Raw genomic sequence first — 24719 nt, 5'->3', positions numbered from 1 at the left:
CTCGTCAGACGTGCTGGCTGCGGTGTTTGGCCAGGTCGGCCTCCGCGTTACCCCAGCGCAGGCTGACGTCGGTGGGCTCGTCGAGCAGCCGGGTGCGCCACCGCTCCTGGGTCTCCTGCACGGCGCCGTTGATCCGCTCGATCTCGCTGCGGAACACCTCCGGGCGGGTTTCCTTGCTCGCGTAGTGGAAGTAGGTCAGCAGGCCGCGCAGCAGCTCCAGCTTCTGCTTTTCCCGTTTCGCCAGGTCGTGGGTCGTCATCAGCTCGATGCGCTGAACCGGCGGCAGCGCATCCCAGTCCAGCACCACGTTCGTCTGCAGCACGGGCCGCTCGCCCTGCCAGAACCGCCAACCACGCGGCTTGTCGAGGCGGTCGTAATAGGTCAGAGTCCCGGTGAAGCGAGATTCGATGCCGGTCCCGATTTCGGCGCGGTCGAGCGCCGAGTCCCACACCATCCGCCATTCCTGGCCGGGGGCGAGCACCGGCAACTCGCGCGGAAGCTGCAGTTCTGCGACGTCGGCATAGCCGTCGGCGGCGTTTTCGTATTCGGCCACCGTCGGCGGATTCGGAAATGAAAAACGGATGTCATAGGCCGCCGTCTGGCCGAAATTCCGGACGACGAGTTCGATCACGTGCCAGTCGGCGGGATGCGGCTCCATGAACATCGCGACGTGAGGCCGGGTCCGTTCCGCGGCCACCCGCCGGTTCAGTCTGAGCTGGCGATTTGTGAAGATCAGCGCGACGACACCCAGCAAGATGGCAGCCCACGCCGCCCACGCCAACCAGGTGCTGGACCCCACATTTGTCACCCCGTGCCAGCCGCCCTGGATCCACCCCATTGAATCCACCCTCCGCTTATATCACATGATCTTCGGCGGGAAATTTCGCTGGACCGATCGTAGAGGCATTCGGCCGATATTGCCGAGCGGCAATCAGTGCATCGAAATATGGACCCACTCAATTAGCCGCCCATCAACATTCGCCACTGATCAAGATCGGCGGCGCGGTACACATAGTTGGAGCGCTTGACCTCCGACAGCGATGCGCTCGGCTCGGCCGAATACCAGTGTCCCGGAAACACTGTCGGGTCGCCCGGCAGCGCGGCGAGCCGCTGCAGACTGCGGTACATCTCGTCGGAGTCGCCGCCGGGGAAGTCGGTGCGCCCGCAGCCGTCCAGGAACAGCGTGTCGCCGGCGACCAGGCGGTCCCCGAGCAGGAAGCACTGGCTGCCGGGAGTGTGCCCCGGGGTGTGCAGCAGCTCGATTTCGATATCGCCGATGGCCACCTTGTCGTGGCCCTCGTGGGTGGTGAGGTCGTCGAGGCCGATCCCGGTCACCCGCGAAACCCAAAGGGCTTCATGGGTATTCACATGCACCGGGACGGCGGCCCGCTCCAGCAGCTCGGCCAGCCCCTCCATTTGGAAGCCCATCATCGACCCGCCCACGTGGTCGGGGTGATGGTGGGTCACCAGCACGCCGGACAGGTGCATGCCGTCGGCCTCGAGCGTGTCGAGCAGGTCGCCGGCCGCATACGCGGGGTCGACCACCAGGCAGTCCCCGGTCTGACGGTCCCCGATCAGGTAGGCGAAGTTGCGCATCTGCGTCGCGAACATGTCACCGGCGGCGAAATCGCGACCCGAGAGCAGTTGGCGGAAGTACAGCCGGTCCTCTGACACCCGACCAGACTAGGGCCTGGGCGCGACTCGTCGCTCGGTTCAGCCCGCGCCTAGTGGGTATTGTTGGCCCATGAAGAAGACGGTCGAGATCGAAGTCGACGACGATCTGGTCCAAGAGGCGATACGTCGGTTCCATCTGGCCGACACGCGCGAGGCCGTCCATCTCGCGTTGCGGACCCTGCTGAGCGAGTCGAACGCGGCGGACCAGGGCGACCAGGAGTACGACGAGTTCAGCGATCTCAGCGCGTGGCAGCCCCATCGCGACGCGACCAGTTGAGGAGCCGCCCACGGCCACGTCGGTGGTTTGGTGACGTTGCGCGCCAGGCTGTACCCTCTTTTAGGCCCCGCGGCAGGACTGTCGCTTGGGTGAACGGCCCCCTTAGCTCAGTCGGTAGAGCGTTTCCATGGTAAGGAAAAGGTCAACGGTTCGATTCCGTTAGGGGGCTCGGCGGACGCCGAGCAGGCAGGCGGCCCACACCCCAAACGGGGTGGCCCCGAGGCGATGTAGCTCAGTCGGTTAGAGCGAACGACTCATAATCGTTAGGTCGCCGGTTCGAGTCCGGCCATCGCTACAAGGCAAAAGCGCGACTTGAGAGAGATTTGAGAGAGAACGGACATGGCTTCCAGTACCGATGTGCGGCCCAAGATCACCTTGGCATGCGAGGTGTGCAAGCACCGCAACTACATCACCAAGAAGAACCGCCGCAACGACCCCGACCGCATGGAGCTGAAGAAGTTCTGCCCCAATTGCGGCAAGCACCAGCCCCACCGCGAGACACGGTAGGGCCGCAACATCTATCGAGATTGACTAGGTAGGTTTTAGACCTGTGTCTTTGAGTCCAAATCTCGTCGGGATGCACTTCCGCTATCCCGACCACTATGTGGTGGAGCGGGAGAAGATCCGCGAATACGCGGTGGCGGTGCAAAACGACGATTCGATGTTTCGCGAGGAGGACGCGGCGGCCGAACTCGGCTACAAGGCCCTGGTGGCCCCGCTGACGTTCATCTGCGTGTTCGGTTACCAGGCCCAGTCGGCGTTCTTCCAGTACGCCAAGATCGCGGTCGAGGATGCGCAGATCGTCCAGGTCGACCAGGTGCTCAAGTTCGCCAAGCCGATCGTCGCCGGCGACAAGCTGTACTGCGACGTGTGGCTGGACTCGATGCGCGAGGCGCACGGCACCCAGATCATCGTGACCAAGAACATCATCACCGACGAAGCCGGTGACATTGTGCAGGAGACCTACACGACCCTGGCGGGCCGTGCCGGTGAGGATGGAGAAAAGGGATTTTCTGATGCCACTGCGTGAGTTCGGTTCGGTCAAAGTGGGCGACAAGCTGCCGGAGAAGACCTACCCGCTGACCCGTCAGGACCTGGTGAACTACGCGGGTGTCTCCGGCGATCTCAACCCGATCCACTGGGACGACGAGATCGCCAAGGTCGTCGGGCTGGACACCGCGATCGCCCACGGCATGCTGACCATGGGGCTGGGCGGCGGCTACGTCACCTCGTGGGTCGGTGACCCGGGTGCGGTCACCGAGTACAACGTGCGGTTCACCGCCGTGGTGCCGGTCCCCAACGACGGCAAGGGCGCCGAGCTGGTCTTCAACGGCCGGGTGAAGTCGGTCGACCCGGAGACCAAGTCGGTGACGATCGCCCTCACCGCCACCACCGGCGGCAAGAAGATCTTCGGCCGGGCCATCGCGTCGGCGAACCTGGCATAAGACATGGCGCTCAAAACCGACGTCCGGGGAATGAGTTGGAAGTACCCGGACTATTTCGAAGTTGGCCGTGAGCAAGTTCGCGGATTCGCACGGGCGATCAAGTGCGACGATCCGGCATGCTTCGACGAGAAAGCGGCCGCCGAACTGGGCTACGACGCCATCATGGCGCCGCTGACTTTTGTGTCGATCTTCGCGAAGATCATCCAGGATGACTTCTTCCGCAATGTCGACGTCGGCATGGAGACCATGCAGATCGTCCAGGTGGATCAGAGGTTCGTCTACCACAAACCGATATTTGTCGGCGACAGGCTCTACGGCCGGATGGACATCCAATCGGTGAATGAGCGCTTCGGTGCCGACATCGTCGTCACCGAGAACACCTGCACCAATCAGGACGGCGAGGTGGTCCTGGTCGCCTACACCACGCTGATGGGACACGAGGGTGACGACTCCATCCAGCTCAGATGGGACAAGGAATCCGGCCAGGTCGTCAGAACGTCCTAGTTTGCGCCGGATTTCCTGCGCTTAAGGGGTATCGAGTACACTCGATCGTCGGGGTTTTCCCAGCATCAGCGCGCTTTCCGGGATTTGAGTAATCGGGGAGCGCGCGTGTCATGTAAGCCCCGGCAGGTAAGCGCAGGTTGGCCTGCCAACCGCGAAGGGGCGTAGCTCAACTGGCAGAGCAGCGGTCTCCAAAACCGCAGGTTGCAGGTTCAAGTCCTGTCGCCCCTGCTGACGGCGACCGCCGTGCGATGGTGGACACTGGAAGAAGTGCCCCACTATCGGGACGGCTCGCGGGAAACTAGCAAACAAAGGAGCATGCGGTGAGCGACGAGGGCGACGCAGCCAACGACGCCGCACGCGACGGCGGCGAGACTGAGGAAAGCCGCGACAGCGGCGGTCGGACGGCCGTGGTGACCAAGCCTGCGCGGCCCACCGGCAAGCGGACCCGGCAGCGCGTGACCGACGACTCGAGTTCGTCGGTCGACGCGGAGTCGGCCGACGAGGTCGAGGTCGCCAAGGGGGGCAAGGCCAAGAAGGGCCGGACGGCCAAGGCCCCCAAGAAGAAGCCCGCCGGTCGTTCGGTCAATCCGTTCGCGTTCGTCTACAACTACCTCAAGCAGGTCGTTGCGGAGATGCGGAAGGTGATCTGGCCCAACCGCCGGCAGATGTTCACCTACACCTCCGTGGTGCTGGCGTTCCTCGCCTTCATGGTCGCGCTGGTCGGCCTGGCCGATTTCGGTCTGGCCAAACTGGTGCTGCTGGTGTTCGGCTGAGCTTTGAGAGTTACAGGAAGGACTGAGAACCGTGACTACCTTCGACGGTGACACGTCCGCGGGTGAAGCGGTCGACGTGCAGGACGTCGCCGAGACCACCGAGGCCGCCGAGACCATCGAGGCCGCCGAGACCAGCGAGGCCACCGAGACCCCAAGCGACGAGGCTCCCGCCGAGCCGACGGAGGAGGTCGAGGAGGACCCCGCCGCCGCGCTCAAGGCGGATCTGCGCAGCAAGCCCGGCGACTGGTACGTCATCCACTCGTATGCGGGATATGAGAACAAGGTGAAAGCCAACCTGGAAACCCGCGTGCAGAACCTGGACGTCGGCGACTACATCTTCCAGGTCGAGGTGCCCACCGAAGAGGTCACCGAGATCAAGAACGGCCAGCGCAAGCAGGTCAACCGCAAGGTGCTGCCGGGCTACATCCTGGTGCGCATGGACCTGACCGACGACTCGTGGGCCGCGGTGCGCAACACCCCGGGCGTCACCGGGTTCGTCGGCGCGACGTCGCGCCCGTCGGCCCTGGCGCTCGACGACGTGGTGAAGTTCCTGCTGCCGCGCGGGGCGGCGAAGAAGGCCGCCAAGGGCGCCGCCAGCACCGCCACCGTCGCCGAGGCCGGCGGCCTGGAGCGCCCGACCGTCGAGGTCGACTACGAGGTCGGCGAATCGGTGACGGTCATGGACGGACCGTTCGCGACGCTGCCGGCCACCATCAGCGAGGTCAACGGCGAACAGCAGAAGCTCAAGGTGCTGGTGTCGATCTTTGGCCGCGAAACCCCCGTCGAACTCACGTTCAGCCAAGTCTCGAAGATTTAGCAAGGAAGGAACGAACAACAACTCATGGCCCCGAAGAAGAAAGTCGTCGGGCTGATCAAGCTGCAGATCCAGGCCGGGCAGGCCAACCCCGCCCCGCCCGTCGGGCCCGCGCTCGGCCAGCACGGCGTCAACATCATGGAGTTCTGCAAGGCGTACAACGCCGCGACAGAAAACCAGCGCGGCAACGTCATCCCGGTGGAGATCACGGTCTACGAGGACCGCAGCTTCACCTTCGCGCTCAAGACGCCGCCGGCCGCCAAGCTGCTGCTCAAGGCCGCCGGTGTGGGCAAGGGCTCCGCGGAGCCGCACAAGACCAAGGTCGCCAAGGTCAGCTGGGATCAGGTCAAAGAGATCGCCGAGACCAAGAAGGCGGACCTCAACGCCAACGACATCGACGCCGCCGCCAAGATCATCGCCGGTACCGCCCGGTCGATGGGGATCACCGTCGAGTAGCAACGCAAGCCGTGGGAGGGCCAGCTTCGGCCCGCGCAACCACGACCCCAACACCAGATTGGATGAATCAATGAGCAAGAACAGCAAGGCATACCGCGCCGCGTCCGAGAAGATCGACCGCGACAACCTCTACAGCCCGCTCGAGGCGGCCAAGCTCGCCAAGGAGACGTCGTCGGCCAAGCAGGACGCGACCGTCGAGGTGGCGATCCGGCTCGGCGTCGACCCGCGCAAGGCCGACCAGATGGTCCGCGGCACCGTCAACCTGCCGCACGGCACCGGTAAGACGGCCCGGGTCGCGGTCTTTGCCGTCGGCGACAAGGCCGAGCAGGCGCAGGCGGCCGGCGCCGACATCGTCGGCAGCGACGACCTGATCGAGAAGATCCAGGGCGGGTTCCTGGACTTCGACGCCGCGATCGCCACCCCCGACCAGATGGCCAAAGTCGGGCGCATCGCCCGGATCCTGGGTCCGCGCGGCCTGATGCCGAACCCCAAGACCGGCACCGTCACGCCCGACGTCGCGAAGGCCGTGTCCGACATCAAGGGCGGCAAGATCAACTTCCGCGTGGACAAGCAGGCCAACCTGCACTTCGTCATCGGCAAGGCCTCGTTCGACGAGAAGAGCCTGGCGGAGAACTACGGCGCCGCCATCGACGAGGTGTTGCGGCTCAAGCCGTCGTCGTCGAAGGGTCGCTACCTGAAGAAGATCACGGTGTCGACGACCACGGGCCCGGGCATTCCGGTGGACCCGGCCGTCACCCGCAACTTCGCGGAGGCCTAGCCGCCGCACTCGGCGATGCGCCGCCGCAGGAACTCGCGGCCCGGCTCGGAGCCGTTGGACTGCAACGCCTTTCGGTACCACGTCACGGCCTCCGCGGTTCGGCCCGCGCGCCGGAGCAGGTCGGCCCGCACCGTCGCGACGAGATTCGAGCGGCCCAGCCGCGGGTCTTCCGCCGCCCTGTCCAGGGCGGCCAGGCCCGCTTCGGGGCCGTCGCGGAAACCGACCGCCAGCGCGCGGTTGGCGCGCACCACCGGAGAGTCCGTCATCGACAGCAGCCGGTCGTAGGCCGCGCAGATGGTGACCCAATCCGTCTGCTCCCACGACGGCGCCGTCGCGTGCAGCGCGGCGATCACCGCCTGCGGCAGGTACGGCCCCGTCGATCCCTCGGCCAGGCGCAGCCGGTCCAGCCCGCGGGCGATGCGGCCGCGGTCCCAGCGGCGACGGTCCTGCTCCTCGAGCGGCACCAGCATCCCGTCGGCGTCCACCCGGGTCGCGCGTCGCGAATCGTGCAGCAGCACAAGGGCTGCCAACGCGTGCGCCTCCAGCTCGTGCGGCATCAGCCCGCACAGCTCCTGCGCCAGCCGGACGCCTTCGTCGCACAGTTCGTCGCGGATCGCCGACGGGCCCCCGGTCGACCAATAGCCCTCGGTGAAGACCGAGTAGATGCAACCGAGCACGTGCGGTGTGCGCTCGGGCAGCAGTTCGGCGGGCGGCACCCGCAGCGGGATGTTGGCGTGCCGAACCTTGTTCTTGGCGCGCGTGATTCGCTGGCCGATGGCCGCCTCGCTCTGCAGCAGCGCGCGGGCGATCTCGCCGACGGTCAACCCGGAGACCAACCGCAGCGTGAGCGCCAGCTGTGACTGCCGGTCCAGCGCCGGGTGCGCACAGGTGAACATCATCCGCAGCTCGTCGTCGACGACGGGGTGCGGGTCGGTGTGATCGGTGCGCGCCCGAATCTCGTCAACCACGGCGGCCAATTCCTTTCCGGGACGCACGGATTCGCGGCGCAGCCGGTCCCGGGCGCGGTTGCGCGCGACGGTCACCAGCCAGCCGCCGGGGCTGTCCGGCACACCGTCGCGGGACCAGGTGCGCAGCGCCTCCGCGCAGGCCTCCTGGACGGCGTCCTCCGCGACCGTGAGGTCCCCGGACCACCGCGCGAGCGCGGCGACGGCGGGACCCCACTCCCGGCGGAAGACGCCGTCCAGGCCTGTCATCGGCGAATCTAGAGCGCGGAGATCCCGGCCAGCTGCCGCAACTGCACCGTCGAGGCGGGGATCATCGACGCGAGCTTGACGGCTTCGTCGCGATCCGCGGCGCCGATCAGGTAGATGCCCGTGGCGATTTCGGCGCCTTCGATATATGGCCCGTCGGTGATCAGGACCTCGCCGTCGCGCACGCGCACGGTCGTCGCCGTGGACCGGTCGTGCAATGCGGCGCCGCCGACGATGTGATCGCCCGCGGCCGCGTGCAGATCGGCGTGCTTGGCCGCCACCGCTTCCCACTCCGGTGTGCCGGGTGTGTGTGCGGATGCGGGCGGTTCCAGCAGCAGCGCGAGCCAGTCGTTGCCGGTGAGCTTGCGGGACAACTCGATTGAGTGGACGGCGGGCCACACTTCCACGGCCCCGAACTTGGCGAGCGGGATGTCGCGCGCCAGCGCCAGCGCCTCGTCGAGGTTTTCCGCTTCGAACACGTAGTAGCCGCAGGCCACCTCCGCGGCCTCGGCGAAGGGCCCGTCGGTGACCACCGGCGCGTCCGGGCCGCCGCTGATGACTACTGCGGCGGCGGCGGGGGCCAGCGCGTCTCCGGACCTGATCGCGGGGCCGGCCTTGGCGTGGAAGCTCTCCCATTCCGCCATCGCGGATGCTGCGTCCTCGGGCGTGCGCTCTTGTTCCCTGCTGATCAACAAGGCGAAATATTGCATGTTCGTCACCTCCGGTAGTGAGCGAAGCCCCGTGCTCCACTCTCTAACTAGTCGACGAACGGCGCTGCCGGAAATCCGACACTCGCCGCGGAAAACTTAGGCGACGGCGCCCGGCTTGAGGTAGGTCACCAGGCTGCAGTCGAGCATCTCGTCGGCGAAGTAGTGCTCGCAGCCGCGCAGATACTTCATGTACCGGTCGTAGTTCTCTTCGGAGGTGATCTCGATGGCCTTTTCCCTGTTGGACTGCAGCGCATCGCCCCAGATGTGCAACGTCTTTATGTAGTGCGGCCGCAGCGAAAGTGGTTCGGGAACAGTGAAGCCCGCCTTCTCGCCGTGTTCGACCATCATCTCGGTGGACGGCAGGCGACCGCCCGGGAAGATTTCGGTGATGATGAACTTGATGAAGCGAACCGTCTCGAAGGTCAGTTTCTTGCCGCGGGCGGCCATGTTGTAGGGGTGATAACTCACGCTGCTCTGGATGGTCATCCGGCCGTCGTCGGGCATGATGTTGAAACACCGCTTGAAGAAGTCGTCGTAGTTTTCGTGCCCGAAGTGCTCGAACGCCTCGATCGACACGATCCGATCGACCGGATCGTTGAAGTCCTCCCAGCCCTGCAGGCGCACCTCACGGGAGCGGTCGGTGGCGAGTTCGCCAAGCACCTGCTCGCAGCGGGCGTACTGGTTGTTGGACAGGGTCAGGCCGATGACGTTGACGTCGTACTTCTCGACGGCGCGCTTCATGGTCGAGCCCCAGCCGCAGCCGATGTCCAGCAGCGTCATGCCGGGTTTGAGATCCAGTTTGTCGAGGTTGAGGTCGACCTTGGCGATCTGGGCTTCTTCGAGCGTGAGGTCCGGCGGCTCGAAGTAGGCGCAGCTGTAGATCCGGGTCGGGTCCTGGAACAAGGCGAAGAAGTCGTCCGAGACGTCGTAGTGGGCCTGGATGTCTTCGGAGCGGGTCCGCGTCTTCGTCGGGCCAGTCGGTTGATCAGCCATTTTCCGTCTTGTTCTCCTGGAAGTTCACTGCCTCACGCCGCGGGGGTGTGCGTTGTCGAGATCACTGACGCGCAACGATACCGAAGCTCACTTCTCCAAGGTGAACTGGTTGCAGTCCACGTAACCGGTGCGGAACACCCCGGCGCACCCGGTCAGGTACTTCATGTACATCTCGTAAACCTCTTCGGACTGGATGGCGATGGCCTCGTCCCTGCGCGCCTCGAGGGCCTCGGCCCAGAAGTCCAGGGTCTTGGCGAAGTCCAGTTGCAACGACTGGCGGCGGGTCACCCGGAAACCGACCTTCGCGCAGTGCTCCTCGACGGTCTCGATCGTCGGCAGCCGGCCGCCCGGGAAGATGTCGGTGACGATGAACCTCATGAACTTCGCCATCTCCATCGTCACCGGCAGTCCGCGCGCGGTCACCTGCTTGAAGTGCAGCCCGGTGATCGAGTGCAGCATCATGACGCCGTCGTCGGGCAGGGCGTTGTAGGTGAATTTGAAGAAATCGTCGTAGCGGTGAAAACCGAAGTGTTCCAACGCCTCAATGACGATGATGCGGTCCACCGGCTCGTCGAACTCGGCCCAGTCGCGCAGCAGTACCCGTCGCGAGCGGTTGCTGTCGATCCCGTCGAGCAGCTGCTGGCAGTACGCGTGCTGGTTCTTCGACAGGGTCAGCCCGATCACGTTGACGTCGTAGCGCTCGACAGCGCGCTTCAGCACCGAGCCCCAGCCGCAGCCCACGTCGAGCAGGGTCATCCCCGGCTGCAGCCCCAGCTTGTCGAGGGACAGGTCGAGCTTGGCGAGCTGCGCGTCGTGCAGGCTCATGCCCTCGCGCGGGAAATACGCGCAGCTGTAGGTACGGGTCGGGTCGACGAACAGGGCGAAGAATTCGTTCGACAGGTCGTAGTGCGACTGGACGTTGTCGCGGTTCGACCGCTTGAGCGTGGCCCCCACCCGATTCTCGAGCATCGTGTCCTCCCGACTGGACCGGCTCCCTGGCTCGATGCCGTCCCCCGGAACCCTACACGCGGCCGGTCCCATCCCTCGCGTTTGAAGTCGCGCGCCCCCAGGGTTTATCGAACGGTTCGTCCTAATGTGACGCGCGCCACCGCTATTTCTCCAGAGTGAACTGATTGACGTCGATATAGCCGACCCGGAATGCGTTCGCGCAGCCGGTCAGGTACTTCATGTACCGCTCGTAGACCTCTTCGGATTGGATGGCGATGGCATCGTCGCGGTGGTCCTGCAGGGCCTGCGCCCACAGGTCGAGAGTCTTCGCGTAATGCGGCTGGAGTGACTGCCGTCGGGTCAGCGTGAACCCCGCCTTGGCCGAGCGCTCGCCCACCATCTCGATCGACGGCAGCCGCCCGCCCGGGAAGATCTCGGTGACGATGAACTTGATGAAGCGGGCCATCTCGAACGTGAGCGGGATGCCACGCTCGACGCACTGCGGTCCCGTCAGCCCGGTGATCGTGTGCAGCAGCATCACGCCGTCGGCGGGCAAAACGCGATGCGCCATCGCGAAGAAGTCGTCGTAGCGCTCGTGACCGAAGTGCTCGAACGCGCCGATCGAGACGATGCGGTCGACGGGCTCGTCGAACTGTTCCCAGCCGGCGAGCAACACGCGCTTGCTACGCGGGCTTTCCATTTCGTCGAACGACCTCTGCACGTGGGCGGCTTGGTTTTTCGACAACGTCAGGCCCACGACGTTCACGTCGTACTTGTCGATCGCCCGGCGCATCGTGGCGCCCCAGCCGCAGCCGACATCGAGCAGGCTCATGCCGGCCTGCAAGCCCAGCTTGCCCAGCGCCAGATCGATCTTGGCGATCTGCGCCTCTTCCAGATTCATGTCGTCGCGCTCGAAGTAGGCGCAGCTGTACGTCTGGGTGGGGTCGAGGAACAGGCGGAAGAAGTCGTCGGAAAGGTCGTAATGCGCCTGCACGTCGTCGAAGTGCGGCGTCAGATCCTTGGCCACGGATCAGTCACTTCGCGAGGGTGTACTGGGCGACGTTGGAGATGCCCTTGCGGAAGAGGTTCGCGCAGCCCGTCAGGTAGCGCATGTAGCGGTCGTAGACCTCCTCGGACTGGAGGGCGATCGCGCGTTCGCGATTGCCGCGCAGATTGGCCGCCCACATGTCCAACGTCCGCGCATAGTGCGCCTGCAGGTATTGGACCTTCTCCACCGAGAACCCGGCCGCCTCCGAATTGTCGACGATATCGGCCTCGCCGCACATCCCGCCGCCGGGAAAGATTTCCGTTCCTAGGAAGCGAAAGAATCGCAGGTCACTCATCGTCACCGTGATGCCGTGCTCGCGCCAGTACGTCTGCGGATAGGTGAATATGCTGTGCAGCAGCATCCGGCCGTCGTCGGGAAGGATCTCGTAGGCGCGCTCGAAGAAGAGGGGCCAGCGTTCCTTTTTGAAGGCGTCGAACGCCTCGAAGGTGACGATGCGGTCGACCTTCTCGTCGAATTCTTCCCAGCCTTGCAGCCGGGCCTCGGCGTGCCGAGTCGTCGGGATCGCCGCCAGCCGGTTCTTGCTGCGCTCGTAGTGATTTCGGCTCAACGTGATACCGATGACGTTGACGTCGTACTTCTCAACGGCGCGGACCACCGCCCCGCCCCACCCGCAGCCGACGTCGAGCAGCGTCATTCCCGGTTCGAGGTTCAGCTTGTCCAGCGCCAGATCCAGCTTGGCCAGTTGTGCCTCTTCCAGCGTCATGTCGTCGCGCTCGAAGTAGGCGCACGTGTAGACCATGTTCGGGTCCAGAAACAAGCCGAAGAAGTCGTCGGAAATGTCGTATGTCGACTGCGACTCCTCGTAATACGGTTTCAGCTTCGCCATTATTCGACACCCTCCTAACGCCAACCGTACAACGCGGTTAGAGTGCCCGTGAAATCACAAGGGCACTGAAGAAAACCGCCCGACGCCGTCCTCAACTGGCGTCGGCGAAGTTGCTAGTAAGCACGCTGATCAGCCGATCCCACAGTTGCTGAGGCAGGTCGTGGCCCATGCCGTCAAACAAGACTAGTCGAGCTCCGTTGATGGCGCGCGCGACGGCACGGCCGCCGGAGGGCGGCATCAGCTTGTCGGCGCGGCCGTGGATGACCACCGTCGGTGCGACCGTGCGCCGGTTGTAGCCGAGCAGGCTGCCGCTGGCCATGATCGCGCTGAAGTGCCGGGCGACGCCCCAGGGGTAATAGCTGCGCTCGTAGCCTTCGACGGCCTCGGCGCGGACCTGCTCCTCGGGCGCGCGGTAGCGCGGGCTGCCGGTGATCTTGGTGACGCGCACGACGTTGTCGACGATCACGTCGAGCGGCGAACCCGGCGGTGGACCCTTGAGCACGGCCAGCAGGGCGCGCGGGGCGGGCGGCGGCAGGAACGGGCGATTGTTGCTGGAGAAGATGACCGCCAGGCTCTTGGTCCGCTCGGCGAATCGCGCCGCGAAGACCTGCGCGATCATGCCACCCATCGACGCCCCGACAATGTGGGCGCGCTCGATGCCGAGGTGGTCCAGCACGGCGGCCGCGTCGTCGGCCAGGTCTTCCAGCGCGTAGGCGGCCTCGGCGCGCAGCCCCAGCCAAAACCGCGCCAGCCGCGGGACCAGGGGCTGCCCGGAGCCGGCCTTCGGCGTCTTGCTGGACAGGCCCACGTCGCGGTTGTCGTACCGGATGACCCGCAGGCCCTGGGCGACGAGCCTCTCGCAGAACCCGGTGCGCCACAGCAGCAGCTGCGCGCCCAGGCCCATGATCAGCAGGACGGGCGGGTCGTCGACGTCGCCCATGTCTTCGTAGTAGAGCTTGAGGTCGCCGGATATCGCGGCGCCGGTGCGGATTTCCATCGGGGCCCCTAGGCCTCCACGTCGGTCTGATGCTCGCGACCGACCTCGACCATGAAGTTGGCGAAGTAGCCCGTCAGCTGTGGGTCGGACATCATCTGCCACTTCGGTGCGAGCAGCTTCATGTACCGCTCGACGTAGAGGAACTGCTTGCCGATGAGCACCAGCTCCCGGGGCAGCTTGACGTCGTAGGCGTCGGCCAGCGTCGAGAGCTGCCGTCCGATGTCGGCGTAGGACATGTCGCCCAGCGTCTGCATGGTCAGCGGGGTGGCGAACTTTTCCAGGTCCTTGGCGGCCTCGGCCTCGGGCTTCATGGTGCCGACGGCGCCCATCAGCACCACGATCTTGCCGGCCGAGGCGTGGTCCTTCTTGACCAGCAGCGCGTACACCAGCTCGCGCAGCAGCCAGCGGGTGCGGGGGTCGATGCGGCCCATGATGCCGAAGTCGAAGAACACGATGCGCCCCGCGTCGTCGACGTAGAGGTTGCCGGCGTGCAGGTCGCCGTGGAACAACCCGTGCCGCAGGCCGCCCTCGAAAAGGGAGAACAGCAGCGCCTTGACCAGCTCGGTGCCGTCGAACCCGGCCTTGCGGATGGCGGCGACGTCGTCGATGCGGATGCCGTGCACCCGTTCCATGGTGAGCACCCGGTCGCTGGTGAACTCCCAGTGCACCTGCGGCACCCGGATGTTCTGGCCCAGCGGGGAGGCGTGCAGGTGTGACACCCACGCCTCCATCGACTGGGCCTCGAGCCGGAAGTTCAGCTCCTCGGCCAGGTTGCCGGAGAAGTCGGCGACCACGTCCTGCGCCGAGAGCCGACGGCCGAGCTTGGCCAGCTCGACGGCCTGGGCGAAGCGCTTGAGGATCTGCAGGTCGGCGGCGACCCGGCGGCGGATGCCCGGCCGCTGGATCTTGACGACGACGTCCTCGCCGCTGTGCAGGGTGGCGTAGTGCACCTGCGCGATGGACGCCGACGCGAACGGCGTCTCGTCCCACTTGGCGAACAGCTCGGCGGGGTCGGCGCCCAGCTCCTCGACGAAGAGCTTGTGCACCTCTTTGGCGTCGGCGGGCGGCACCCGGTCGAGCAGGCCGCGGAATTCGCGCGACAGCGACTCGCCGAACGCGCCGGGGCTGGACGCGATGATCTGCCCGAACTTCACGTACGTGGGCCCCAGGTCGGCGAACGTTTGGGGGAGCTGCTTGATCACCTTCTGCTGCCACGGCCCCTTGCTGGGCAGCTTGGTGACGATGCTCGCGGCGGCGCGGGTGACCTGCCAGCCGGTGGCTGCTACCCGGGCCGCTTCGACCGGCAACGGCACCCGGTCCAGCTTGGCCACCTCGCGGTGTTTGGTAGTAGTCATCTCAGCAGTCTGCCAAATCGGGCGTGTCAAGTCCCAATTCCTGTGAGCGCGCTCACCGCGTTTCGGTGAGCGCGAAGTTCTCGGTGAGGGCCTCGACGATCGGCCGCCAGACCGGTTCGGGGAGGTCGTGTCCCATCCCGTCGACCACCACGAATCGCGCCTTCGGGATGGCCGCGGCGACGGCGCGCCCGTTGCGCGGCCGCACCATCGGGTCGGCCGAACCGTGCAGTACGACGGTCGGGGCGGTGATCGCCTTGCTGTAACCGAGGAGGCTGCCGGTGCCCAGCATGGCGTCGAATTGGCGCAGCATGCCCGGCGGGTAGCTGCCGCGCTCCGCAAGCCGGCGCACCCGGTCGCGCAGCTCGCCCTCGGGCGGCAGGAAGTTGGGGCCGTTGAACACCGCGACGTTGCGCACCTCGGCCGCCAGCTTCTCCTCCGGCGAGGCGTCCTTGGCCGGCGGATCGAAGGCCAGCCGGATGACGCGCCAGGCCGGCAGCGCCGCGAACGGCTTGCCGGTGCTCGACATGATGATGCCCAGCGACGCCACCCGGTGCGGCTCGGTGCCGGCCAGGATCTGCGCGATCATCCCGCCCAGCGAGGCGCCCACCACGTGGGCCCGGGCGACGCCCAGGTGGTCGAGCAACGCCACCACGTCCGCCGTCATGTCGATCAGCGTGTAGGGCACCCGGCTGGGCCTGCCCAGCAGGTAGCGCCCGACGCGCCGGTACACCGAGCCCGGCGCCCGCAGCCCGTGCATCTTGGCCGACAGCCCGGTGTCGCGGTGGTCGAAGCGGATGACGCGGTAGCCGGCGTCGAGAAGCTGCGCGCAGAAGCCGTCGGGCCACATCGGCAGCTGGGCGCCCAGGCCCATGATGAGCAGCGCCGGCGGCGCGGCCGGGTCGCCGAGATCCTCGTAGTAGAGCTCGACGGGGCCGTGCGGCGTGTCGCGGCGCGCGAGGCCGCTACGTATTTGCCCTATTTCCGCCAGGGCTGGACCCATCCTTCGATCTGCCAATTTTCCAGCCCGGCGATCAGCTCGTACATGGTGGCGCCGTCGATGGATTCCCGGACGATGTCGGCGTGCCCGGCGTGGCGGGAGAGCTCGTTGATCACGTGCAGGATCACCCAGCGCACCGACCACGCCTTCTGGTCCTTGGGGAACCAGGGGATGTCCTGCGGCACGGGAACCGTGGCGTCCAGGTCGGCGGTTTCGACCAGGCGCAGCGATTCCGCGTTCTGGGCCTCGAACGCCTTCAGCAGCCCGGCCAGCGTCTCGTCGGGCCGCATCACGTGCTGGTCGCCGAACTCCTTGGCGATCTGCTCGAACGGGCGGGGGTCCTTCGGCGGCAGCTCCGGGGCGGCGGCCACGCGCGCCATCCAGTTGCGTTGCATGGCGGTGGCGTGCTTGACCAGCCCGCCGACCGACAGCGCGCTGACCGAAGGCGCCGAGCGGGCCTGTTCGTCGGTGAGGCCGTACGAGACCGCGAAGTAGGCGCTTTGGTGGAACGCCAGGAATTCGCGCAGGGCGTTGCGTTCGTCGGTGACGGGCGGGGCGAGTGCGGGCATCTGTTAGTCCCTCTTGTCGACGGTTCGGCTGTGGAGGTAAAGGTCGCGCAGGCATGCGATTTCGGCACCATGGTGAATCGCTTCTCGATTGATGTGCAAGACCAGCTCGGACAGCGGGTAGTCGGCGTACGGCCCTTCGGCCGGCCCGCAGCGGCGGGTCAGCTCCGCGGTCGAAAGCGACCGCACCCCGGTCATCCATGCGGCGTACGCCTCGTCGAGTTGCCTCAGCGCGGTGGCGGCGTCGGTGGCGTAGTCCCAGTCCTGATAGCTGGCGGGCGGCCCGCCGAAATGATTGTGGGCACGCACGGCGAACACCCCGACGATGACGTGCGCCATTCGCCACGCGATGGTGGTGAACGGCGTCGGAATGGGCGGGGGATGCACGAAGTCCACCGATCCCCCCGGGTGCACGCTCCAGCAGTCGGGTACCGGCTGCCAGAAGTACTCGTCATCGGTGAGGCCGTCCAGCCGAGGGCGCAGTTGTTCGCGCCAGTGCCAGTCGAGCTGATCCGCCAGTTGAGTCGTCAGGTCGGCCATGTCACCGAGCTTTCCACCACGGGGTGACATGCTTTTGGCATGCGGGTGGTTTTGGCGGAATCGACCGAACTGTTCGTCGGGCCGCCGGACGCGCCGCTGCAGCTCGCGCGCATCGGCCTGGCGGGTTGCGCCCAGCCGACGCCGGTCCGCGTCGACGGCGACGGCCTGAGCGGTGAGGCGATCGCCCAGCCCGGCAGCGACGTCGTCGAGGTCCCGGTCACGGTCGACCGCCCGGTCGTCGGCCAGCGGCGCGCCGCGCGGGCGCGCGCCGGGCGCGTCGGCAAGCCGTTCGAGTTCACCGTCGCCGAGCCCGGCTGGACCATGTTCATGGTCAGTCACTTTCACTACGACCCGGTGTGGTGGAACACGCAGGGCGCCTACACCAGCGAATGGGCCGAAGACCCGCCGGGACGGCAGGCCAACGGCTTCGAACTGGTCCGCGCGCACCTGGAGATGGCCCGCCGCGAGCCCGAGTACAAGTTCGTGCTGGCGGAGGTCGACTACCTCAAGCCGTACTGGGACACCCACCCCGAGGACCGCGCCGACCTGCGCCGGTTCATCGCGCAGGGCCGCGTCGAGGTGATGGGCGGCACCTACAACGAACCCAACACCAACCTCACCAGCCCGGAGACAACGATCCGGAACCTGGTGCACGGCATGGGATTTCAGCGTGACGTGCTGGGCGCCGACCCGGCCACCGCGTGGCAGCTCGACGTGTTCGGCCACGATCCGCAATTCCCCGGGCTGGCCGCCGACGCCGGCCTGACGTCGAGTTCGTGGGCGCGCGGGCCGCACCACCAGTGGGGCCCGACCCAGGGCGGCGAGATGGATCGCATGCAGTTCTGCAGCGAGTTCGAGTGGATCGCGCCGTCGGGCCGCGGCCTGCTCACGCATTACATGCCCGCGCACTACGGGGCGGGCTGGGGGATGGACGCGTCGGTCTCGCTCGCGGAGGCGGAGGAGGCCACCCGCGCGCTGTTCGATCGGCTCAAGAAGGTCGCCCTGACCCGCAACGTGCTGCTGCCGGTCGGGACCGACTACACGCCGCCGAACAAATGGGTCACCGCGATCCATCGCGACTGGGCCGCGCGCTACACGTGGCCGCGGTTCGTGTGCGCGATACCGCGGGACTTTTTCGCCGCGGTGCGCGCCGAACTCGCGCAGCGCGGTTGCGAGCCGTCCCCGCAGACCCGGGACATGAACCCGATCTACACCGGCAAGGACGTCTCGTACATCGACACCAAACAGGCCAATCGGGCGGCCGAGAACGCCGTGCTCGAGGCCGAGCGCTTCGCCGTGTTCGCCGCGCTGCTGACCGGCGCCGAGTACCCGCAGGCCGCGCTCGCCAAGGCGTGGGTGCAGCTGGCGTACGGCGCGCACCACGACGCCATCACCGGCTCGGAGTCCGATCAGGTCTATCTGGACCTGCTGACCGGTTGGCGCGACGCGTGGGAGTTGGGCCGCGCGGTGCGGGACAACTCGCTGGCGGCGCTGTCCGGCGCCGTCGACGGCGACGTGGTCGTATGGAACCCATTGGCGCACAAGCGAACCGATATCGTCACCGCGCGGCTCGACGCGCCGGTCGGCGCCGGGGTACGCGTGCTCGATCCCGACGGAACCGACCTGCCGGCGCACGTGGCGGACGACGGGCGGTCGGTCACCTGGCTGGCGCGCGACGTGCCGTCGCTGGGCTGGCGGGCCTATCGGCTGGTGCCGGGCGGCGGGGCTGCCGGGTGGGAAACGATGCCCGGCTCGGCGATCGGCAACGAGCACTACCGGCTGGAGGCCGACCCGGCGCGCGGCGGGGGGATCGTGTCCCTGATGTCCTCCGACGGCCGGCAGCTGATCGCCGACGGCCGGGTGGGCAACGAGCTGGCCCTCTACGAGGAATACCCGTCGCACCCCCGGCAGGGGGAGGGGCCGTGGCACCTGCTGCCCAAGGGTCCGGTGGTGGGCTCGTCGGCCTGGCCGGCCCGGGTGCGGGCCTACCGCGGCCCGCTCGGTCAGCGCCTCGTGGTGCACGGCCGCATCGGCGGGCAGCTGCGCTACACCCAAACCCTGACGCTGTGGAACGGGCTGGCGCGGCTGGACTGCCGCACGGCCATCGACGAATTCGCCGGGGAGGACCGCTTGTTGCGGCTGCGCTGGCCGTGCCCGGTGCCGGGCGCCATGCCGGTCAGCGAGGTGGGGGACGCCGTCGTCGGCCGCGGCTTCGCGCTGCTGCACGACGGCGCCCGCTCGGTGGACACGGCGCGGCACCTGTGGACGCTGGACAACCCGGCCTACGGCTGGTTCGGCCTGTCGTCGGCGGTGCGGGTGCGGGTCGGCGCCTCGGAGAACTCAGTGCGGGCGGTGTCGGTGGCCGAGGTGGTGTCGCCGGCCGAGGCGGAGTCCGGGCCGCTGGCGCGCGAGCTGATGGTGGCGCTGGTCCGCGCCGGCGTCACGGCGACCTGCAGCGGCGCCGACAAGCCGCGCTACGGCTGCCTCGACGTCGACTCGAACCTCCCCGACGTCCGCATCGCGCTGGGCGGGCCGGCCCGCAACGCGTTTGCCAAAGCCGTTCTGGCGCAAGCGGATCCGGAGTACCTAGCCGAACTCGAGCGCCAGCTGGCGGAAACGGGGCGGGCCAGGGTCTGGGTGCCGGCCGAGACACCGTTGGCCGCGGCCTGGGTTCCCGGCGCCGACCTGCGCCCGCCGCGGGCGCTGCCCGTGCTGGTGATCGACGCCAGCGACGAGGGCGGCCTGGCCGCCGCGATCGCGTCGGTGGTCGACGAGCTCGGGAGCGCGGAGATCCTGGTCAACCAGCGGGCGCCGGCGGGCATCGAACGCTTCGAATCCCGCACCGTCGCGCTGCTCAACCGCGGGGTGCCCAGCTTCGCCGTCGAGACCGACGGCACGCTGCACACCGCGCTGATGCGGTCCTGCACCGGCTGGCCGTCGGGAACCTGGATCGACGATCCGCGCCGTACCGCGCCCGACGGCTCCAACTTCCAGCTCCAGCACTGGTCCCACGTCTTCGACTACGCGCTGGCCTGCGGCGACGGCGACTGGCGTGAGGCCGAGATCCCCGCGCGCAGCGCGGAATTCGGCCATCCACTGCTCGCCGTAGTGTCCGGCGAAGCGGACGGCGCGCTGCCGGCGAGCGGGTCGCTGCTGCACATCGAGCCCGCCGGTTCCGTCCAGCTGGCGGCCCTCAAGGCCGCCGGCAACCCGCTGGCGGCGGGGCGCACCCGGCCCGTCGACCCGAGCGCGGTGGCCCTGAGGCTGGTGCAGACGACCGGGAAACGCACCCGCGTCAGCCTCGGCTCCGAGCCGGCCACGGTGCGCGGGCTGGCGTTCGCCGACCTGCTGGAAAGGCCGCTGGGAACGCGTGGCGGGCGCGCGAAATCGGTGGAGCTGCACGGCTATCAGGTGGCCACCGTGCTGGCCCACCTCGAAACACAAAGCGCGGCGACGGAATACGCGCCGCTGGCGCCGGACGCCGAAACCGCCCAACCGCTGTACGCGCGCTACTGGCTGCACAACCGCGGACCCGCCCCGCTCGGGGGACTTCCGGCCGTCGCGCACCTGCACCCGCAGCGCGTGACCGCCGGGCCGGGCGCCGAGGTGGCGTTGCGGCTCACCGTGGCCGGCGACTGCAGCGACGCCACGCTGCACGGGGCGGTGACGGTGCTGTGCCCGGACGGCTGGACGGCGAGACCGGCGGAGCTGCCGTTCACGCTGGGCGTGGGCGACCATCGCGAGGCCGAGGTGACGGTGACGATCCCGGCGCGGGCGCGGCCCGGGCTCTACCCGCTGCGCGCCCGGCTGTGCCTGACCGGCGACGGCGTCCCGGCGGCGTGGCGTCAGGAGGTCGAGGACGTCTGCGTCGTCGACGTGGGCGCACACCACGAGCGCGAGCTGCTGTACCTCGCCGACGAGCCCGGCGACGTCGAGCTCGCGGCGGGCGGGACCGCCCGGCTGACCGTGACGGTCGGCACCCACGCCCGCGCCCCCCTGGCCGCGGAGGCGCACCTGATCAGCCCCTGGGGCACGTGGGAGTGGATGGGGCCCAACGTGCTCGGCGCCGTCGTGCCCGCCCGTGGGACGGTCGAGCTCGGCTTCGACCTGACCCCGCCGGCGTGGCTGGATCCCGGGCAGTGGTGGGCGCTGGTCCGGGTGGGCTGCGCGGGCCGGCTGGTGTACTCGCCGGCGGTGAAGGTGACCGTGACATGAGCGTCGGACTGGTGGCGACCGTGGCCGGCGAACCGGTTTCGGTCGATGAGGTAGACGCTCGAGAGATGCGGTTGCGCAGCGGTCCGCGCGTCGCCGCGCTGCCGGCGCCCGGCACCGGGGAGGGACGGCAGCTGCGGCGCTGGCTCACCCAGCTGATCGTGACCGAGCGGGTGGTCGCCGCCGAGGCCGCCGCCCGGGGCCTCACCGCGACCGGCGCGCCCGCCGAGGCCGAGCTGCTGCCCGACGCGGCGGCGCGCCTCGAGATCGGCAGCGTGGCGGCCGCCGCGCTGACGGATCCGTTGGCCCGGGCGCTGTTCGCCGACGTCACCGCCGCGGTCGGGGTCGGCGTCGACGAGGTGGCCGACTACCACGCCCGCAACCCCCTGCGCTTCGCCGCGCCGCGACCGGGCCCGCACGGCTGGCGCGCCCCCGCGCTCGCCGCGCCGCCCTTGGCGGAGGTGCGCTCGGCGATCGCCGACCACCTGCGCGGTGCCGCGCGCCGGCGCGCGTTCCGGGTGTGGCTGGACGCGCGGCGCGCCGCGCTGGTCCGCCTCGCCCCCGGCTACGAGCACCCGGGCGACCCACGCCAACCCGACAACACGCATCGCCACTGATGGCCGCCCGCACGCTCTGCCTCGACATCGGCGGCACCAAGATCGCCGCCGGGCTGACCGATCCCGGCGGCACGCTGGTGCACACCGCGATCCGGCCCACCCCGCCGGGCGGATCCGCGGAGGAGGTCTGGGCCGCGGTCGCGACGACCATCGCCGACATGCTGCGCGTCGCCGACGGCGCCGTCACCGCGGTGGGAATCGCGTGCGCCGGGCCCATCGACCTGCACGCCGGAAGCGTCAGCCCGGTCAACATCCGCTCCTGGCGCGGCTTCCCCCTGCGGGACCGGGTCGCGGCCATGATTCCCGGGGTCCCGGGCGTTCCCGTCCGTCTCGGCGGCGACGGCGTGTGCATGGCGCTGGGCGAGCACTGGCTCGGGGCGGGCCGCGGCGCCCGCTTCATGCTTGGCATGGTGGTGTCCACCGGCGTGGGCGGGGGACTGGTGCTCGACGGCGTCCCGTACACCGGGCGCACCGGCAACGCCGGCCACGTCGGTCACGTGGTGGTCGACCAGGACGGCAGGCCGTGTGCGTGCGGCGGGCGCGGCTGCGTCGAGACCGTCGCGTCCGGACCGTGGATGGTGCGCTGGGCGCGGGACAACGGCTGGGCCGCGCCACCGGGCGCCGGCGCCCGGGAGCTGGCCGCCGCGGCGGCGGCCGGGGTCCCGGTGGCGCAGCGGGCGTTTCGGCGGGGCGCCACCGCGCTGGCGGCGATGATCGCGTCGGTCGGGGCGGTCTGCGACCTCGACCTCGTCGTCATCGGCGGCGGTGTGGCCAACTCCGGGGACCTGCTCTTCGGCCCGCTGCGGTCGGCGCTGACCGAGTACGCCGGGCTGGAGTTCCTGGCCGGCCTGCGGGTGGTGCCCGCGGCACTGGGCGGCGAGGCCGGGCTGGTGGGCGCCGCCAGGCTGGCCGGGCTCGCGTAGCCGCACCGTTTTGGCTGACCGCGGGGGGTCAGGCTATCCTGGTTGCCGATCCACCGAAGACCGTCGGTCACCGAGCAATCGGTTGAAGGTCCGGGAGCATCCCGGCGGCCCGCGCAGGAGGACGAGGCAGAACGCCGGCGCACGCCGGCGAATTTGTACGCCCCGGCCGCTTCCTGCGCCGGGGCGTTCGTCGTTCTTGCGGTGAATCACCGACAACTTTGACCTCAGGAGGTATGCATGGCCCGGGCTGACAAGGCCACCGCCGTTGCAGACATCGCGGAGCAGTTCAAGGACTCGACGGCCACCCTGATCACCGAGTACCGCGGTTTGACGGTGGCCAACCTGGCCGAGCTGCGCCGCTCGCTGGCGGGATCGGCTACCTACACGGTGGCCAAGAACACGCTGATCAAGCGGGCTGCCGCCGATGCCGGCATCGAGGGTCTCGACGAGCTGTTCGCCGGGCCGACGGCCATCGCGTTCGTCAGCGGCGAGCCGGTTGACGCCGCCAAGGCGATCAAGACCTTCGCCAAGGAGAACAAGGCGCTGGTCATCAAGGGCGGCTACATGGATGGCCACCCGCTGAGCGTGTCCGAAGTCGAGCGCATCGCGGACCTGGAGTCCCGCGAGGTGCTGCTGGCCAAGCTGGCCGGCGCGATGAAGGGCAACCTGGCCAAGGCGGCCGGGCTGTTCGCCGCCCCCACCTCCCAGATGGCCCGGCTGCTGGCCGCGCTGCAGGAGAAGAAGCCCGCCGAGGCCGCTGCCCCGGCCCCGGCCGCCGAGGCCCCGGCCGCAGAAGCGCCCGCCGAGACCGCGGAAACCGCCGAACCCCCGGCCGAAGCCGAATAACAACCGACCGCAACGTAGAAAAACAAGGAAGGACCCACACCATGGCAAAGATGACTGCCGACGACCTGCTCGACGCGTTCAAGGAAATGACCCTGCTGGAGCTCTCGGACTTCGTCAAGAAGTTCGAGGAGACCTTCGAGGTCACCGCGGCCGCCCCGGTCGCCGTCGCCGCCGCCGGTCCGGCCGCCGGTGGCGCGCCCGCCGAGGCCGCCGAGGAGCAGTCGGAGTTCGACGTCATCCTCGAGGCCGCCGGTGACAAGAAGATCGGCGTGATCAAGGTGGTCCGCGAGATCGTCTCCGGCCTGGGCCTCAAGGAGGCCAAGGACCTCGTCGACGGCGCGCCCAAGCCGCTGCTGGAGAAGGTGGCCAAGGAGGCCGCCGACGACGCCAAGGCCAAGCTCGAGGCCGCCGGCGCCACCGTCACCGTCAAGTAGCACCACGTCACGAAGCCCCCGGAAGCGCCCTTCCGGGGGTTTCGTGCGCTCAGCGAAGGCCGAACGCCGCTCGCTGCGACTCGCGCACGCGCTCGTGTGAATCTCCCAGGGCGACCAGGAAGTTCGACGTCAGCGAGCCGAGCACCGGCGCGACGGCCGTGCCGTCGTCCCCGTAGAAGCCGGCCAGTTCGAGCATCACGAATCCGTGCACCAACGCCCAGAACTGGGCCGCCGTGGCCACCACCGCCGCGTCGTCAGCCGCGGAACCGACCGTGATTCGCCCCGCACGCATAGACCGCTGCACCGCTCGCACCACGTGCGCGAAGCTGGGGATGTCCCGCTCGATCTCGGCGACCGTCAGCGTCAGGACGTTGCCGGCGGGTGCGTTGATGCCGTGCGCGCTGGTGCTGCCGAACATCAGCCGATACATGTGCGAACGCTCGATGGCGTAGCGCCGGTAGGCGGCGCCCACGGCGAACAGGTCGGCGACCGGGTCATCGGTCTCGGGCAGCGTCAGCGCGGCGTCGAACTGCCGCAGGCCCTCCTCGGCAACCTGGGCGATCAGGCCGCGCATCCCACCGAAATGCGTGTAGACCGCCATCGTCGAGGTCCCCGCGGCGCCCGCGACCCTGCGGGTCTGCAGCGCGTCGGGCCCCTGTTCGTCGAGCAGCCCGACGGCGGCGTGCAGCATCTCGTCTCGGACGCTGCGCTCGGTCTCCGAAGTCATCGTTGCCATCTTCTCACCACAGGCGTA

28 protein-coding genes and 3 tRNA genes are annotated in these 24719 nt (G+C 68.4%); 17 read left to right on the top strand and 14 right to left on the bottom strand.

The annotated features are described in order from the left end of the window. Positions 1–4: 4 nt before the first annotated feature. Positions 5–838, bottom strand: coding sequence for a DUF8453 domain-containing protein (locus AC5Y5E_RS04705; RefSeq protein ID WP_499901763.1), 834 nt, complete (start codon positions 836–838; stop codon positions 5–7). A 122-nt stretch (positions 839–960) separates the two neighbouring features. After that, positions 961–1674: an MBL fold metallo-hydrolase gene (locus tag AC5Y5E_RS04700; RefSeq protein WP_499901762.1), complete on the bottom strand. Its 714-nt coding sequence runs from the start codon at positions 1672–1674 to the stop codon at positions 961–963. A 70-nt stretch (positions 1675–1744) separates the two neighbouring features. Here AC5Y5E_RS04700 and AC5Y5E_RS04695 point away from each other — a divergent pair, with 70 nt between their 5' ends. The 12 genes from AC5Y5E_RS04695 to rplA all read left to right on the top strand — a co-directional run bounded on the left by AC5Y5E_RS04695 (position 1745) and on the right by rplA (position 6721). Next, entirely contained in the window at positions 1745–1951 is a 207-nt protein-coding gene (locus AC5Y5E_RS04695) for a type II toxin-antitoxin system VapB family antitoxin (RefSeq protein ID WP_499901761.1), read from the top strand. Positions 1952–2047: 96 nt separating this feature from the next. After that, positions 2048–2120: transfer RNA gene (locus AC5Y5E_RS04690), tRNA-Thr, on the top strand. A gap of 52 nt (positions 2121–2172) precedes the next feature. Beyond that, a tRNA-Met gene (locus AC5Y5E_RS04685) sits at positions 2173–2246 on the top strand. A 44-nt stretch (positions 2247–2290) separates the two neighbouring features. After that, positions 2291–2458 carry a 50S ribosomal protein L33 gene (gene rpmG / locus AC5Y5E_RS04680; protein WP_066907182.1) on the top strand — a complete coding sequence of 56 codons (168 nt, stop codon included), beginning with the start codon at positions 2291–2293 and terminating at the stop codon, positions 2456–2458. A 70-nt stretch (positions 2459–2528) separates the two neighbouring features. Next, positions 2529–2981, top strand: a complete 453-nt coding sequence (hadA, locus tag AC5Y5E_RS04675) for a (3R)-hydroxyacyl-ACP dehydratase subunit HadA (protein ID WP_499901881.1) — start codon at positions 2529–2531, stop codon at positions 2979–2981. After that, on the top strand, positions 2968–3396 hold the full coding sequence (gene hadB / locus AC5Y5E_RS04670; protein WP_499901760.1) for a (3R)-hydroxyacyl-ACP dehydratase subunit HadB: 429 nt from the start codon (positions 2968–2970) through the stop codon (positions 3394–3396). The genes hadA and hadB overlap by 14 nt, the downstream gene beginning before the upstream one ends. A gap of 3 nt (positions 3397–3399) precedes the next feature. Next, positions 3400–3900: a (3R)-hydroxyacyl-ACP dehydratase subunit HadC gene (hadC, locus tag AC5Y5E_RS04665; RefSeq protein ID WP_499901759.1), complete on the top strand. Its 501-nt coding sequence runs from the start codon at positions 3400–3402 to the stop codon at positions 3898–3900. 155 nt (positions 3901–4055) lie between these two features. Next, a tRNA-Trp gene (locus tag AC5Y5E_RS04660) sits at positions 4056–4128 on the top strand. A 92-nt stretch (positions 4129–4220) separates the two neighbouring features. Further along, positions 4221–4673 (top strand): preprotein translocase subunit SecE, encoded by a 453-nt coding sequence (gene secE, locus AC5Y5E_RS04655; protein WP_499901758.1) that lies wholly within the window; start codon positions 4221–4223, stop codon positions 4671–4673. Between the two features lie 115 nt (positions 4674–4788). Next, on the top strand, positions 4789–5490 hold the full coding sequence (nusG, locus tag AC5Y5E_RS04650) for a transcription termination/antitermination protein NusG (protein ID WP_499901880.1): 702 nt from the start codon (positions 4789–4791) through the stop codon (positions 5488–5490). A gap of 24 nt (positions 5491–5514) precedes the next feature. After that, entirely contained in the window at positions 5515–5943 is a 429-nt protein-coding gene (gene rplK / locus AC5Y5E_RS04645) for a 50S ribosomal protein L11 (protein WP_066907205.1), read from the top strand. Positions 5944–6013: 70 nt separating this feature from the next. Next, on the top strand, positions 6014–6721 hold the full coding sequence (rplA, locus tag AC5Y5E_RS04640; RefSeq protein WP_499901757.1) for a 50S ribosomal protein L1: 708 nt from the start codon (positions 6014–6016) through the stop codon (positions 6719–6721). On the opposite strand, the gene AC5Y5E_RS04635 is transcribed toward rplA, so the two are convergent. The 11 genes from AC5Y5E_RS04635 to AC5Y5E_RS04585 form a co-directional block, all read right to left on the bottom strand. Then, entirely contained in the window at positions 6718–7935 is a 1218-nt protein-coding gene (locus AC5Y5E_RS04635; RefSeq protein ID WP_499901756.1) for an RNA polymerase sigma factor, read from the bottom strand. The two genes, rplA and AC5Y5E_RS04635, sit on opposite strands and share 4 nt — an antisense overlap. A gap of 8 nt (positions 7936–7943) precedes the next feature. Then, positions 7944–8642 carry a YciI family protein gene (locus tag AC5Y5E_RS04630; protein ID WP_499901755.1) on the bottom strand — a complete coding sequence of 233 codons (699 nt, stop codon included), beginning with the start codon at positions 8640–8642 and terminating at the stop codon, positions 7944–7946. Between the two features lie 96 nt (positions 8643–8738). Next, complete coding sequence (gene mmaA4 / locus AC5Y5E_RS04625) at positions 8739–9635, bottom strand: hydroxymycolate synthase MmaA4 (protein ID WP_499901754.1); 897 nt, start codon at positions 9633–9635, stop codon at positions 8739–8741. An 87-nt stretch (positions 9636–9722) separates the two neighbouring features. Further along, positions 9723–10604: a cyclopropane mycolic acid synthase family methyltransferase gene (locus tag AC5Y5E_RS04620; RefSeq protein ID WP_499901753.1), complete on the bottom strand. Its 882-nt coding sequence runs from the start codon at positions 10602–10604 to the stop codon at positions 9723–9725. Positions 10605–10746: 142 nt separating this feature from the next. After that, a complete protein-coding gene (gene mmaA2, locus AC5Y5E_RS04615; protein ID WP_499901752.1) occupies positions 10747–11610 on the bottom strand; it encodes a cyclopropane mycolic acid synthase MmaA2 in 864 nt (287 codons plus the stop codon). A 7-nt stretch (positions 11611–11617) separates the two neighbouring features. Further along, positions 11618–12478, bottom strand: a complete 861-nt coding sequence (locus AC5Y5E_RS04610; RefSeq protein WP_499901751.1) for a cyclopropane mycolic acid synthase family methyltransferase — start codon at positions 12476–12478, stop codon at positions 11618–11620. A gap of 91 nt (positions 12479–12569) precedes the next feature. Beyond that, on the bottom strand, positions 12570–13475 hold the full coding sequence (locus AC5Y5E_RS04605) for an alpha/beta fold hydrolase (RefSeq protein ID WP_499901750.1): 906 nt from the start codon (positions 13473–13475) through the stop codon (positions 12570–12572). A gap of 8 nt (positions 13476–13483) precedes the next feature. Next, entirely contained in the window at positions 13484–14830 is a 1347-nt protein-coding gene (locus AC5Y5E_RS04600) for an ABC1 kinase family protein (protein ID WP_499901749.1), read from the bottom strand. A 52-nt stretch (positions 14831–14882) separates the two neighbouring features. Beyond that, entirely contained in the window at positions 14883–15830 is a 948-nt protein-coding gene (locus tag AC5Y5E_RS04595) for an alpha/beta fold hydrolase (protein ID WP_499901748.1), read from the bottom strand. Beyond that, positions 15806–16396: a DinB family protein gene (locus AC5Y5E_RS04590; RefSeq protein ID WP_499901747.1), complete on the bottom strand. Its 591-nt coding sequence runs from the start codon at positions 16394–16396 to the stop codon at positions 15806–15808. Before AC5Y5E_RS04590 ends, AC5Y5E_RS04595 begins: the two co-directional genes overlap by 25 nt. Before the next feature lie 3 nt (positions 16397–16399). Next, the gene (locus tag AC5Y5E_RS04585) at positions 16400–16933 is read right to left on the bottom strand and encodes a DinB family protein (protein ID WP_499901746.1); all 534 of its coding nucleotides are present in this window, start codon (positions 16931–16933) and stop codon (positions 16400–16402) included. Between the two features lie 39 nt (positions 16934–16972). On the opposite strand from AC5Y5E_RS04585, the gene AC5Y5E_RS04580 reads away from it, so the two are divergent. The 5 genes from AC5Y5E_RS04580 (at position 16973) to rplL (ending at position 23965) form a co-directional block, all read left to right on the top strand. Next, positions 16973–21148: a glycoside hydrolase family 38 N-terminal domain-containing protein gene (locus AC5Y5E_RS04580; protein ID WP_499901745.1), complete on the top strand. Its 4176-nt coding sequence runs from the start codon at positions 16973–16975 to the stop codon at positions 21146–21148. Beyond that, positions 21145–21762, top strand: a complete 618-nt coding sequence (locus tag AC5Y5E_RS04575; protein WP_499901744.1) for a DUF7158 domain-containing protein — start codon at positions 21145–21147, stop codon at positions 21760–21762. Before AC5Y5E_RS04580 ends, AC5Y5E_RS04575 begins: the two co-directional genes overlap by 4 nt. Then, positions 21762–22685, top strand: a complete 924-nt coding sequence (locus AC5Y5E_RS04570; protein WP_499901743.1) for an ROK family protein — start codon at positions 21762–21764, stop codon at positions 22683–22685. Before AC5Y5E_RS04575 ends, AC5Y5E_RS04570 begins: the two co-directional genes overlap by 1 nt. Before the next feature lie 237 nt (positions 22686–22922). Then, complete coding sequence (gene rplJ / locus AC5Y5E_RS04565; RefSeq protein WP_499901742.1) at positions 22923–23531, top strand: 50S ribosomal protein L10; 609 nt, start codon at positions 22923–22925, stop codon at positions 23529–23531. A gap of 41 nt (positions 23532–23572) precedes the next feature. Beyond that, positions 23573–23965 (top strand): 50S ribosomal protein L7/L12, encoded by a 393-nt coding sequence (gene rplL / locus AC5Y5E_RS04560; RefSeq protein ID WP_067012853.1) that lies wholly within the window; start codon positions 23573–23575, stop codon positions 23963–23965. 49 nt (positions 23966–24014) lie between these two features. Here the strand turns inward: rplL and AC5Y5E_RS04555 are convergent, their stop codons facing one another. After that, positions 24015–24692, bottom strand: a complete 678-nt coding sequence (locus AC5Y5E_RS04555) for a TetR/AcrR family transcriptional regulator (protein ID WP_499901741.1) — start codon at positions 24690–24692, stop codon at positions 24015–24017. Between the last annotated feature and the right edge of the window lie 27 nt (positions 24693–24719).

This window comes from Mycobacterium sp. NGS54, from assembly GCF_059812465.1.
The sequence above is the reverse complement of the archived record's forward strand: the minus strand, read 5'-3'. Positions and strand labels throughout refer to the sequence as shown.